The 12968-nt window shown below is 42.9% G+C and carries 10 protein-coding genes; 3 read left to right on the forward strand and 7 right to left on the reverse strand.

What is annotated here, in order from left to right; genetic code table 11:
- Positions 1–124: 124 nt before the first annotated feature.
- The 7 genes from kdsB to rsmG form a co-directional block, all read right to left on the reverse strand.
- Complete coding sequence (kdsB, locus tag JMX48_RS02985) at positions 125–937, reverse strand: 3-deoxy-manno-octulosonate cytidylyltransferase (protein WP_201534153.1); 813 nt, start codon at positions 935–937, stop codon at positions 125–127.
- A gap of 60 nt (positions 938–997) precedes the next feature.
- Positions 998–2095 (reverse strand): tetraacyldisaccharide 4'-kinase, encoded by a 1098-nt coding sequence (gene lpxK / locus JMX48_RS02990; protein WP_201534155.1) that lies wholly within the window; start codon positions 2093–2095, stop codon positions 998–1000.
- A 126-nt stretch (positions 2096–2221) separates the two neighbouring features.
- Complete coding sequence (gene msbA, locus JMX48_RS02995) at positions 2222–4009, reverse strand: lipid A export permease/ATP-binding protein MsbA (protein WP_227687872.1); 1788 nt, start codon at positions 4007–4009, stop codon at positions 2222–2224.
- Positions 4010–4097: 88 nt separating this feature from the next.
- Positions 4098–4286, reverse strand: a complete 189-nt coding sequence (locus tag JMX48_RS14225; protein WP_413786341.1) for a hypothetical protein — start codon at positions 4284–4286, stop codon at positions 4098–4100.
- A gap of 111 nt (positions 4287–4397) precedes the next feature.
- Positions 4398–5528, reverse strand: a complete 1131-nt coding sequence (locus tag JMX48_RS03005) for a ParB/RepB/Spo0J family partition protein (RefSeq protein WP_201534157.1) — start codon at positions 5526–5528, stop codon at positions 4398–4400.
- Between the two features lie 194 nt (positions 5529–5722).
- Complete coding sequence (locus JMX48_RS03010) at positions 5723–6502, reverse strand: ParA family protein (RefSeq protein WP_201534159.1); 780 nt, start codon at positions 6500–6502, stop codon at positions 5723–5725.
- A 300-nt stretch (positions 6503–6802) separates the two neighbouring features.
- Complete coding sequence (gene rsmG / locus JMX48_RS03015) at positions 6803–7471, reverse strand: 16S rRNA (guanine(527)-N(7))-methyltransferase RsmG (RefSeq protein ID WP_413786343.1); 669 nt, start codon at positions 7469–7471, stop codon at positions 6803–6805.
- A 423-nt stretch (positions 7472–7894) separates the two neighbouring features.
- On the opposite strand from rsmG, the gene JMX48_RS03020 reads away from it, so the two are divergent.
- The 3 genes from JMX48_RS03020 (at position 7895) to JMX48_RS03030 (ending at position 12820) form a co-directional block, all read left to right on the forward strand.
- Positions 7895–10717 (forward strand): ATP-binding protein, encoded by a 2823-nt coding sequence (locus tag JMX48_RS03020; protein WP_201534163.1) that lies wholly within the window; start codon positions 7895–7897, stop codon positions 10715–10717.
- 90 nt (positions 10718–10807) lie between these two features.
- Entirely contained in the window at positions 10808–11920 is a 1113-nt protein-coding gene (locus tag JMX48_RS03025) for a helix-turn-helix transcriptional regulator (protein WP_201534165.1), read from the forward strand.
- A gap of 252 nt (positions 11921–12172) precedes the next feature.
- A complete protein-coding gene (locus tag JMX48_RS03030) occupies positions 12173–12820 on the forward strand; it encodes a TerD family protein (RefSeq protein ID WP_201534168.1) in 648 nt (215 codons plus the stop codon).
- The last annotated feature ends 148 nt before the right edge of the window (positions 12821–12968 follow it).

The following is a 12968-nucleotide window of genomic DNA, read 5'->3' on the forward strand; positions in this document are numbered from 1 at the left end:
TATCTGCGTTATTTTCCTTGTTTGACTGCAATTTATCTCATTTTAAGCCTCACAATCTAAATGATGACACGCCCTAGCTTACTTTACTTAGAATACTGCATTAATTTATATTTTACTTAGGCTATTACTCAGTAAAGCTTTGAAAGTTGGCTAAGCTCATTGCATTCAAACGATCCAAGTCTTCTTGAGTATCGACACCTGCTGGTAGCTGACAGGCTGCTGCTGCAATCGAGATATGTCCGCCATTTTCTAAAACACGTAACTGCTCTAGACTTTCGAGCATCTCAAGTGGTGTCTGCGGCCAATGTACAAATTTCTGTAATAGACTAACGCGATAAGCATATAAACCCAAATGGCGATAAGCGTTTTTTGGCGGTTGTTTGTCACTCTGATTAGCCAATACAACATCACGGTCGCAAGGAATTGGCGCTCGGCTAAAATACAGCGCACGCTGTTTGCCTTCAGAATATTGACTGACCACTTTTACCACAGAGGGACGCTGAAAAGTCTCATAATCCTCTATAGGCTCGCATAAGGTCGCCATGACGCTGTCATTATCTGCTATCAAAAGCGCCTTAACTTGCTCCAATAGTAACGGCGGCACGAGTGGTTCATCACCTTGCATATTAACCACAATATCGTGGTCAGCCCAGCCTTTGATAGCAGCCACTTCTGCCAATCGGTCAGTGCCTGATGCGTGCTCAGCGCTGGTCATAACGACGTCAAAACCTGCATCGATACAGACTTTTGCAATGCGTTCATCATCGGTCGCGATACACATATCGTCAGCAAATTGCGCTGCCTGCGCCTTTTCAGCAACCCAAAGAATCATTGGTTTGCCATGAATAGTCAATAACGGCTTGCCGGGTAGCCGCGTACTTTTAAAGCGTGCAGGAATGACAATATGAGTTTTGGCAGGTGTGATGATTGGCGACATGGTTTATTCCTATAGCATTTTTATATGGTTTAAAACATTATCCATGAGTGGCAGTTAATCTCATTTAAAAGTGATACCTAAGCTATTCAGTTGTTGCTGTAATTGTTGATAACAGCCATCAGAGAGTACAGCGGTTACGGGTAAGACCCATAAATTATTTATCAGCTTTTTATAATCATCGGTGAGCGCCTGCTCGGCTGTGTGTTTCAATAATAATGCTCTTATTTTTACCGCATCTTTAGTGGTTACGACAATTGGATGATCGCTATACTGAAACAGCTCAGCCAAGCTAAAGTAATAATGGTCAGGATAAGGATGCCCAATGACATCGAAGCCAAGCAAATCTAAGGTATCAAAAAAGCGTTGCGGGTAACCAATACCGCTCACTGCATGTACCCTACTACCTTTTTCAGGCGCTTCATTGTTTGTCCTGTTAAATGATACAGGTTGCCATAAGCGCTGCATTTCATCAGCTTTTAGGTGCATCGTCAGACGATGGGATTGAGACTGATTGGTATCATTTTTCTTATCAATTGAGACAGCCTCTAAACTTTCATGATAAATGACGTTTGCACCCTTTAACCGTGATATTGGCTCACGTAAGAAGCCCGTTGGCAGTAATTGCTGGTTACCGAAACCACGTGCGGCATCTACCACAATCCATTCTATGTCACGTTGTAGTGCATAATGCTGCAAGCCATCATCGGCAATAACCAATTGCAAATCAGGATGAGACGCCAATAGAATAGCAATGGCTTGCTCGCGATTGGGGCTTACGGCCATTGCCACTCCTGTCGTATTTACGATCAGACAGGGCTCATCCCCTACTACACTGGGCAAACTGGTGGCACTGACAAGCATTGGCATCTGACTGGTATCACCACCATAACCACGACTAATAACACCAATGTTGATGCCTTGGTCTTGCAAATGACCGACCAAAGCAATAATTAACGGGGTTTTACCGCTGCCACCAACACTGATATTGCCAATCACCATGACAGGTACAGTCGCGCGATAGCTTGATAATACACCAGTCCTATAAGCATGACGACGGATCATCGTAATGAGTCCGTATAACCAGCTAATAGGTAGCAGTAGCCATAACCAAACGGCTTGACGTTGCCATGCGCGCGTGACTGTCGTCTCAATGCTCATTAATATTGGTCACTTATCCTATCTGTTTAGCGATGCTTAAATATCAAAGTTGTCCCAAGATATCATTCAATAAAAAGTATCATTCAATAAAAGATGTTCTTGAATAAAAGACACCATTCAATAAAACTATGCAAAATCTCGGGCATACATTTGTGCATAATGACCTTGCCGCTGTATCAACTCATTATGCGTGCCAAGCTCAACTATCTGACCACCATCCAATACAGCGATACGATCGGCAGATTCAATAGTCGTCAGGCGGTGAGCAATGACCAATGTTGTACGGTCTTTCATCACATTATCAAGCGCTTGCTGAATATAATACTCTGATTCGTTATCAAGGGCGCTGGTCGCTTCATCCAAGATTAAAATAGGGGCGTCTTTTAGTAGAGCACGAGCAATCGATAAGCGCTGACGCTGTCCGCCAGACAATTGCAAACCTTCAGCTCCGATTTCACTTTGGTAGCCATTTGGCATCTTCATAATAAAATCATGGGCAAAAGCATCTTTCGCCGCTTTTTCGACTTCAGCTTGTGTCCTATTGGCCAAACCACCATAAGCGATATTGTTAAATACCGTGGTATTGAACAGAACCACTTGCTGGTTGACCATCGCAATTTGAGAACGTAAGCTCTCTAAAGTAATGTCTTCAATTGGCATTCCGTCTAGGGTAATGTGCCCTGAGGTGGTCGATAACGTACGGGTCAGTAAATTCACCAATGATGATTTACCAGCGCCACTTCGCCCGACCAATGCCACTGTCTCACCCGCTCGTACATCTAACGTAAAATCACTCAGTGCTACGGTCGAATCTGGATAAACCAAGCCAATATTGTCCAGACGAATCTCACCAGATAATGCGGGGCTAAGCACACCTGTATCTTTTTCTTCTGGCTCATCCAATAATGCAAATATCGATTCACCAGCGGCAATACCTTTTTGTAATTTTTGATTGATATCGGTAAGTGAGCGCACCGGCTTACTCAGCAAACCTGCGGCAGCAATGTAAGAGATAAACTCACCAGCGGAGATATTGTCTATCACTGCTGGACGCAAGGCGAGCCAAACCACAACCGACATTGCCACTGCCATTAACAGCTGCACGGCTGGCGTATTAATGCTGTTGGTGACCACTACCTTCATACCTTGACGTAAATTCTTTTTTGATGTTTTATCAAAACGCTTGGCTTCGTACGCTTGTCCGCCATAGTTTTTGACCACTTGATAGCCACCAATGACTTCATTGGTGATATGACTGACATCGCCCATCGTTTCTTGAATACCTTTGGATAGCTTTAGATAACGCTTAGAAGCCACCCGAATCAATACTAATATCGGCGGTAGTACGACAAATAAAATTAACGTCAAACGCCAATTGCTATAGAGTAAAAAACCGACCAACGCCACAACTGTCAAACCATCACGCAGTAAAGTTTTCATTGAATCCGTACTGGCAGCCGTGACTTGCTCAACATCAAATATCAGTTTGGACGAGATGGTACCAGCGGGATTGGCCAGATAAAATGAGCTTGGCAAGCGTAGTAATTTATTAAAAACTTGCACTCGTAGCTCATAAACCAAGTTACGTGACACCAAAGCGGAATAATAATTACCCAAAAAGCTACCGACACCGCGAATAAAAAATAGTCCAATAATTAATAAGGGAAACATATCTTGTTTGCTTTGATCGTTCTGATTAATGGCATCAGTGATGTATTGCAATAGCTTAGCAATCCAAATTTCTGTCCCCGCATTAATAGCGAAACCCAAAACTGTCAGCAGTAACGCCCACCAGTAGGGTTTCAGATAGCTCAGTAAGCGCAGTAACGTCGCACGCTTAGGTACGCTTAATGGCGCTGCTGATACTGTTTTAGCAGAAGTTTTTGTAGAGTCAGGTTGATATGCTTGGCTCATAAAAGCCTCAATTTAGGTGTCATAATATGAATGGGCTGCGCTTATTACACAGTTTGATGAGAGTATCTATAGCAAAATTTGCTATATATTATTGCGGTAACGGCTGACCAAGTGGCACGACCGTACTGATATTAAGGTTTAAAAAACCCAGTTTACCAGCGACATCCATCACTCGCATGACTGATTGATGTTTTTTTATAACTGACGAATTTGCACGCTCTCGCGATTCTACATGTGCATCGTCATCAACCAACCACCCGCTTTTACCAACTCCCACATACTAACTTCTCTTCTATGTTCTTGTAAAAACAGTGGTTGCCAAGATTATTTACAATAATGACCAAGATGACTTAACATTTGAAAAATTATCGTAAATCAATTCAGCGTTTTAAGCTTGTGCTTCTATATGCTTAATCAAGGCTGCTAACTGGTCTTGGCTATGGAAAAATATCTCAACGCTACCTTGTCCATCTTTTTTGTGCTTCAATTTTACTTCAGCGCCTAGCATGTCTGTCAATCGTTGCGTCAACTGCTCCGCATCGCGAGACTGCACTTGTTCGGTGCGATTGACTTTAGGAGCAGGCTGCAAAATTGATTTAACCAGCTTTTCAGCGTCGCGTACGGTCATACCGCCATCAATTATTTTTTGTGCGATGATAGGTTGCTGATCAGACGATAATGCCAAAAGTGTACGCGCGTGACCCATATCTAAAGCACTGTTTGCTAAATGGTCTTTTACCGTGTCATGCAACTGATTTAGGCGCAATAAATTAGACACGGTCGTGCGCGCTTTACCAACGACTTCAGCAATCATGGCGTGACTCATACCAAACTCTGTATGAAAGCGCTGTAGAGCCGCAGCCTGTTCAATCACGGATAAGTCTTCGCGTTGAATATTCTCAATCAGCGCTAGTGCAATCGCCAATTCATCAGATAAAGCACGTTCAATCGCTGGTATAACGGATTTTCCTGCCATTTTTGCCGCACGCCAGCGACGCTCACCCGCAATAATTTCATGAGTAACGAATGCTTCGCTTTTGTCTTCGTTAGCCAGTAATGGACGGATAACGATAGGCTGCATCACGCCATGCTGTTCTATAGAAGAGGCAAGCTCTGCCAAAGCCGTTTCGCTCATATCACGGCGCGGTTGATATTTGCCAGCTTGCAGGCGCGTGACATCAATTTGCACCAAGCTGATCTGGTCTTCTGTGCCGCTAGTATCTGATCCATTACCGCGCGATTTATTGATAGGTGCTTTATTAGTAGTACGTGGCAAGCGCGCTTTACGGCTGCTCACGTCATTGGTTTCTGGCGCAGCCGATTTTTCATCAGCTTTGGCACGACTAATCTTGGCTGATGCATTTGTCTTTGGCGTCTCAGCTGACAAAGTGTCGTCATGATTGTCACGCGCAGGCATATCGTCTTGCAAGGCAGAGGCGGTAATTTGCTTTTCTTTTTTGATTGACCCTAACAAGGCATCCAAACCTCGATTAGCAGCCAACCCTCTTTTCTTCGCCATGATTACCTATCCTCTAACGCTAAAATAAAAGCCAAATAATGATTAATGCGGCTTACTAAAAATACAATGTTAAGTGTTTTATCATCTGACTGGATATGCTTTTTTCTGACTAATCGATTTACTTCATGAACCATTTTCGTGAAATAAATTGACCGTTTTTCGTGACCAGTCATATTCGATTATAATCAGTACCACTAGCGGCTTTGTTTTATCACTTCTGCTGCTAGTTTTTGATAAGCGCGCGCACCTTTTGACCATCTCTCATAGGCGATAACCGGCAGACCATGCGCAGGTGCTTCCGCCAAACGAATATTTCTTGGAATGTGAGTTTTATACATAACATCACCGAAGTGCGCCTCAAGTTCGGCAGACACATCACGCGCTAGCGTATTGCGCGAATCGAATAACGTTCTCACGACGCCGCGAATATAAAGATTGGGATTGAGTTCCGTTAAACGCTCAATAGTTTGCGATAAATCCGCCAAACCTTCTAATGCATAGTACTCACACTGCATAGGAATGATGACGCTGTCAGTAGCCACCAACGCATTAATCGTTAACAAATTCAAACTGGGCGCGCAATCTATAATGACATAATCATAAGCAGACTTTTGAGCAGCGATTTGATCGTTTACCAGATCCGCCATCGCTGTTTTAAACAATTCATGACTGTCGGTTTTACTCATCAAAGTGATGTCCATACCAGCCAAATCGCGATTGGCACCGATCACATCAAACCCTGCTGGACTGGTAACGATAGTCTCCCATAGTGAGACGCCATCAAGCAGCACATCAGCTATCGTCAATGCCAATTCATTTTTGTCCACACCAGTACCACTGGTCGCATTACCTTGTGGGTCTAAGTCAATCAGCAGTACATGCTTTTGCTTAGCAGCCAAGCTGGCGGTCAAATTTACCGCCGTCGTAGTTTTACCCACGCCGCCTTTTTGATTCGCAATTGCTATGATTTCCATACACTCACTCAATTTTATTAAGGTCTATTACTGTTATTCTTGTTTGCTTTTTAAGGCAACTACCGTACTGTCTTACGCCAAGATTTTGATCATTGCCATACTTAAACTCTTAAGCGCAAGCCTAAGTGCATTGTAGATACAACGTGCTATATAGATATCATACGCATTCTAGATACTATGCCATTTAAATACTATGCGCCATGTAGATATTATGCCATTTAAGTGCAGAGGTAAACGTTGTTTCACAAAAAAATCGACTGTTTCATGAATACCATTTCATGAATATAGGACGCTCATCGTTCAGATATTTTTATTAGACAATTCAATTAAATGACGACTGTCATGCAAATAAGGTACTTCAAGCTTAATGGTTTTAATGTGCCAGTCATTCTCAAGCGCTTGTAGCTCATCATCACTAGGTGCTTTACCTTTCATGGCGCACAAATAACCGTCACTCGCCAGTCGCGGCTGTGATACTTCAACAAAATCTATCAAACTAGCAAACGCTCTAGATGTCACTACATCATAGCTCGCCTCATGCGCTTCAATACGAGAAGCAATCGGCTGCATATTACTCAAACCCAGTTCGCTACTGATTTGTTTAATGAAACGAATTTTTTTCTGATTACTATCAAGTGCGGTACACTGACGTTCAGGCTGACAAATCGCAATAATAACGGCAGGTAAACCAGCGCCAGTGCCAATATCAAGCAGTGATCCTGCAGGCAAATGCGTTATAATAGCCAAACAATCAATCACATGTTTGATCAGCGCTTCTTCTGGATCGGTAATGGCGGTCAGATTATACGCTTTATTCCATAATAAGAGCTGGTCTAAGTACAATAATAGCGTGCGCTGCTGTGTCTCATCTAAAGGTAGGCCCAGCTTGTCTATCGCTTGCGACAATGTGTTGGCGAGCGCAGGTAATTGTGAGCCAAGCTTTACAAAGCCAGTTGGATCAATACGCATATTGCCCGCGCTGGCAGAAGATGAAGAGGTTTGAGCGGAAGCTGACATACTACGAGTTATCCAGTTTTGACGTGTGAACCGCCTATTTTATCATGCAGTCTGCCTATTGAATAGTTGCAGATTGCGCCAATGTGAGACATCTTATACTATCTGCACCTATATTAAGTGCGTTATTCTTCTTTAATCGCTTCAAATTGACTATTAATTTTTACATACTTTATTCATCATGCCCAGTTATTGGTCTAATAATGATACAAAACTGCTTTTAATGACTTATCAAAAGCACTGCTATATCTTGTAAGATGTGTTTACTTACTATCAAAAATTTAGCATGAAAAACCAAGCCTAAAAGGCTAAGTACAAAATTAAACCGTAAAAAAACAACAATCATTTCACTATTTTAAGACGATTTACCATAATCTTATGACCAAAAAACCTCTCGCCCCTACTTATCAAGTATCAAAAGACACCAATAATATGGCAATACTCACTTCTGAATCAAAAGATATCGAACAAACAACATCAAATACACCACATCCTGTTTTTACTGACGTCGAGCAACGCTGCCTTATCAGCGCTGAACAATTAAAACGTTATAGCGAGCCAAATACGTTACCTACCGACACACGTACGGCACCTGATTTAGATGTAGGCTTTGGTCAGCAGCGCGCCCTTAAAGCATTGCAAACTGCTTTGGACATCAAAGCCAGTGGTTATCATGTGTTTGCTGCTGGTGAAAATGGCCTAGGTAAGCGTACTATTATTAGCCGCCTGCTCACTCGCATTGCAGCCGATGCCCCGACGCCTGATGATTGGGTTTATGTACACAATTTCACCGATCCACGCACACCATTAGCTTTACGCCTGCCTGCCGGTCAAGCAGCGCTGTTACAGCAGCAAGTCAATAACTTATGGCAACAAGCAAAGAAACGTCTGAGCCAGCGATTTCGTAGTGATCAATACCAAAGCAAAATCGAAGCCATCAAAAACAACACGCATCAAAAAGAGAGCCACGCTTATGACGTGCTCAATGCTGAAGGTAAGCAATATGATTTAGCACTGACGTTTCGATCATTTGATAACAAAGCGGTTTTTGTACATCCTAGCCAGCTACCAACAGAAAATGACCCTCATAAAAATAGCCATCATGAGAATAACGACAATACAGTCTCTGATAGCCGCAAAAACAAATCCACGATAGAGGATAGCAAAAAAGCAAACATTACTAGCGCAAATAATAGCGATACTGACTATAGTAATAATGAGTATGGTAATAGTGAGTACGAAGCTGAGCTGAATAATTTTGTACAAAAAAACCATATGCAAAAACGGCTGAGTCAGTTGACTATCGCCTTAGAACAACTAGAAGACGAAGCGAATGACGCTATAGAAGCGCTACATCGTAATATTGCACAACGTGCCCTACAGCCTTTGTTTGCGCCTGTTTATGAGCAATTTGCCAGTCATCCGCTCGTTATTGAGTATCTCAAAGCCGTGTTTGCCGATATGGTTACTCATGTAGAGCGTATCGTCAACGGCGATGATGAAGAGTTTGTGACGGCAGCGCTAGCCACAACGCCCAGCCGTTATGCGGTCAATGTCATTGTCAGTCACACGCCTGACAGTGGTGCGCCTGTCATATTTGAAGACTTGCCCACTCATTTAAATTTATTGGGTCATGTTGAGCAAATCACGCAATTGGGTACGGTGACGACTGATGTCAGTATGATTCGAGCGGGTGCTCTACATCGTGCCAATGGCGGCTATTTGCTGTTAGAGGCAAGCCATTTATTGGAGCATCCTTATGCATGGCAAGGACTCAAGCGCGCTCTACAATCACGCAAAATCAAGCTGTCTAGCCTTGAACAGATGCTAACTTTAACGGGTAGCTTATCGCTATCGCCTGCGCCGATTGACCTTGATATTAAGGTAATTTTATTAGGCGAAGCAGATTTGTATTATGAGCTGCTTGAGCTTGAGCCTGAGTTTGATGCTGTATTTAAAGTTCGCGCTGACTTTCACGATGATGTACCTCGTACCATCGAGCACGAATTGGCACTGGTCGCAAAAATGGCTGACATCATTGATTATGCCAACCTTTATCCATTTGATCGTCACGCGCAGGCTACTTTGCTTGAGTATTTAAGCTTACAGGCTGAAGAGCAAGACCGCTTGAGCCTACACAGCGATTTACTGATTAAACTGCTTCATGAATCAAATCGTCATGCGCGCTTAAATGATGAAAATATTGTTACATCTGAACATGTCACTCAAGCAATAAACGACATGGATGAACGCTCAGGATACTTGCGTGATCTGTATTGGGATGAGCTTAAAAACGGTCAGCAGCTGATTCAAACGCAAGGTAATGCTGTCGGACAAGTAAACGCTCTAACGGTGGTCAGCTATGCTGATAGCGAGTTTGGTATGCCAGCACGTCTAACGGCCGTTATCCAGCCGAATATTGGCGCTGGTGAAATTCTCGATATCGAGCGCGATGTAGATCTAGGTGGTAGCTTACACGCCAAAGGCATGCTGATTATGACCAGCTATTTGCGGGCATTATTTAGTCAACACCATGCATTGAACTTTAGCGCATCGCTCGCTTTTGAGCAAAGCTACGCGCATATAGATGGCGATAGTGCTACTGTTAGCGAGGGCTGTGCACTATTGTCCGCCTTAGCAAATGTACCGATTGATCAATCTTTTGCCATCACAGGTTCCATGAACCAATTGGGCGAAGTACAGGCAGTTGGCGGTATCAATGCTAAAATTGCAGGATTTTTTGATGCGTGCCGCGAGCAAGAGCTGACTGGACAGCAAGGGGTGGTCATTCCGATGGCCAATGTCAAACAACTCATGTTGCGTGACGATATTATTGACGCCGTTAGAGCTGGCAGCTTTCATATTTATGGCGTCCATACGCTCAGTGAAGCATTGACCTTGATGACGGGCATCCCTATCGACACGATGAATAAAAAAGGTCGCTACCGCAAAGACACATTATTTGGCAAAGTTTTGAGCCGTCTGATGTTGTGGGATGACAATCAAGATAGAGAAGATGACATTGATGATAAAAAGTCAAAGAAAAAAGACAAGAAGAAGCGTCAAGCCAAACGTCAAAAAAAGGAGGACAAAAAAAGAAAAGACAAACGTAAGAACGAGAAAAATGATGGCGAGATAGATATCGATCGTGAACAAAATATCAATGATCAATCAAGTATCGATAGCGACGAACATTCCTAGACGCTACGATGCTTTTCTGCGATGATAAACGGCTAATCATACGCTAAAACGTGTAAAAACTGACTGTGACTTCATAAAGGCTATCGCTTAATGACTGTACATCCTATTGATAACAATCCTCTGCAAGCTCAAACCAATCCTGACAAGCAGGCGACTCTAGCGGTTACGGATAATAATGCCTCAGGAGATACGAGCGATGATCGACATGGTGCAGCGACCACGGCGCGCCAATGGCAAGTACTGTCCCAACTACAACGCAATCGCTGGGTGGGCACCACTCATGTGTTCGAGCAGCTGATCATGGCAGGTTTTGATATCAGCCTACGTACGGTACAGCGTGATTTAAATGCACTGGCCAAACGCTTCCCTATTGAGAAGAACAATGCTAACCCGCAAGGCTGGCGCTGGAAGGAAGATGCCCCATTACAAAGCTTACCGCATATGAATCTATCGCAAGCCGTTGCTTTTAATATGGTTGAAGCCAATCTAACCCAACTGTTACCCCCTGTGATTTTAGATGAATTATTTCCTTGGTTTGATTTGGCAAGACGACAGCTTAAAAACAGTAAGGTGACGCATTCATGGATCGATAGAGTTCGTATCGAACCTGCTACTCAGCCGCTCATTGCACCGCATATTGATCTGCACAGTAAAGACAATATTTACCATTCCTTATTTTATCAATTGCAAATAAAGGCCAGTTACACGCGCGGCGATAAATCACAAGCCAGTGAATACACTTTAAACCCTATCGCTATTATTCAACGCGGCGTTATCATTTATTTAGTGGCCACCCGTACCGACGATCCAGAAGTCATCATTCGTACCTTTGCCTTGCATCGATTTGCCGACGTTGAGATTCTTGAAAGTGCAGCCAAAACGCCTGAGAATTTTCAACTCGATACTTATTTGGATGCAGGCGGCATGGGCTTTAGCCATCCGTTATTTAGTACGTTGCCTAACCATGGCAAAAATACCTCTGTTGAGCTACAATTTAACAAACAAGCTGGCAAGAGCCTCACTGAAAGTAAGTTAAGTGATGACCAAACTGTCACGTTGAATGACGATGACACCCTGACTATCCAAGCAACCGTTAATTTGACCTCACAGCTGGTTTGGTGGTTGCGTGGTTTTGGTAATGGTTTATTGGATGCCAAGCCTGCACTGTTATATCAAGCGGTATTGGATCAATCATCAAAATAAACAAAATAAACAAAATAAACAAAATAAACAAAATAAACAAAATAAACAAAATAAACAAAGATTGATGCTATAAAAAATACAGTAGTGCTAAGATAGTTTTTCGCAGCCTCTGTCAATAACCGCACAGCAAGCAAAAAAAATTGTCCTAGCGATACTTTATAATGAGTGTGCTTGTTTTATTTGAGATTAAGTTCAGTGAGCCATACTCGAATTACGATAATCGCTACCTACTAAGAATAAAAAAGGAATATTATGCCGACCACTGCCCCATCACCACTGCTTTCCGATAGTTTAAGAGGACTGGGCTTGGATACGGGAACCCTATTTTTTGCGCTAAATTATGAATTTACCAAAATTGAGCCAAAAGGTTTGCTTAAGCGTTTTAAAAAAGATCAAGGCGCGATTGATCTTGATTTGGCTTGCGTGCTATATGACGATCATTGCACTATTAGTGACATTGTTTGGTTCAAACAATTGCGTGACAAAGCTGAATCGGTGAAACATCAAGGAGACAGCTTGAATGGCAAAGATCGCGGTGAGCAAGCAATGTATCTAGCACCACTTGATCAAGAGCAAATCAGACTGTATTTGGAAAAGATTCCAGCACATATCACGCATATCGCTATGCTTGCTAACTCGTACCATGGTCATCCGTTTTCTAGAGTCCAAAAAGGCGAGATTCATCTAAGCGACGATGAAGGCAATCGTTGTTTTGAAGTCAATCTAAAGCAACTTCCACGTGATTGCACCACACTCTGGGTCGCGCATTTGCGCCGAGAAATAGATGATTGGCATTTAACATTGCAAAACCTACCACTTTCTGCTGAAGATCTGGCAGAGGCCGCCCAAGAAGTGGCACATGAATTGGCACGGGCGCTGCCTATACCTCAAGGAATGTAGGAACAACATATAGTTAACGAAAAGTTAAATCGATGCATCCATAGTCAGATACTACTGGTATAAATTTTTCTCGCTTGCTGTGTCGTTGCTGACAGAGGCTTCGAAAATTCATTCCAGTAGTACTGTAGTGATTTTATTGTTCTCTATC

Source organism: Psychrobacter immobilis, assembly GCF_904846225.1.
Classification (GTDB): domain Bacteria; phylum Pseudomonadota; class Gammaproteobacteria; order Pseudomonadales; family Moraxellaceae; genus Psychrobacter; species Psychrobacter immobilis_F.

Excerpts from the sequence above, each read along its gene's own strand:
- kdsB (WP_201534153.1), bottom strand. The coding sequence starts at position 937 with ATGTCGCCAATCATCACACCTGCCAAAACTCATATTGTCATTCCTGCA.
- lpxK (WP_201534155.1), bottom strand. The coding sequence starts at position 2,095 with ATGAGCATTGAGACGACAGTCACGCGCGCATGGCAACGTCAAGCCGTT.
- msbA (WP_227687872.1), bottom strand. The coding sequence starts at position 4,009 with ATGAGCCAAGCATATCAACCTGACTCTACAAAAACTTCTGCTAAAACA.
- JMX48_RS03005 (WP_201534157.1), bottom strand. The coding sequence starts at position 5,528 with ATGGCGAAGAAAAGAGGGTTGGCTGCTAATCGAGGTTTGGATGCCTTG.
- JMX48_RS03010 (WP_201534159.1), bottom strand. The coding sequence starts at position 6,502 with ATGGAAATCATAGCAATTGCGAATCAAAAAGGCGGCGTGGGTAAAACT.
- rsmG (WP_413786343.1), bottom strand. The coding sequence starts at position 7,471 with ATGCGTATTGATCCAACTGGCTTTGTAAAGCTTGGCTCACAATTACCT.
- JMX48_RS03020 (WP_201534163.1), top strand. The coding sequence starts at position 7,895 with ATGACCAAAAAACCTCTCGCCCCTACTTATCAAGTATCAAAAGACACC.
- JMX48_RS03025 (WP_201534165.1), top strand. The coding sequence starts at position 10,808 with ATGACTGTACATCCTATTGATAACAATCCTCTGCAAGCTCAAACCAAT.
- JMX48_RS03030 (WP_201534168.1), top strand. The coding sequence starts at position 12,173 with ATGCCGACCACTGCCCCATCACCACTGCTTTCCGATAGTTTAAGAGGA.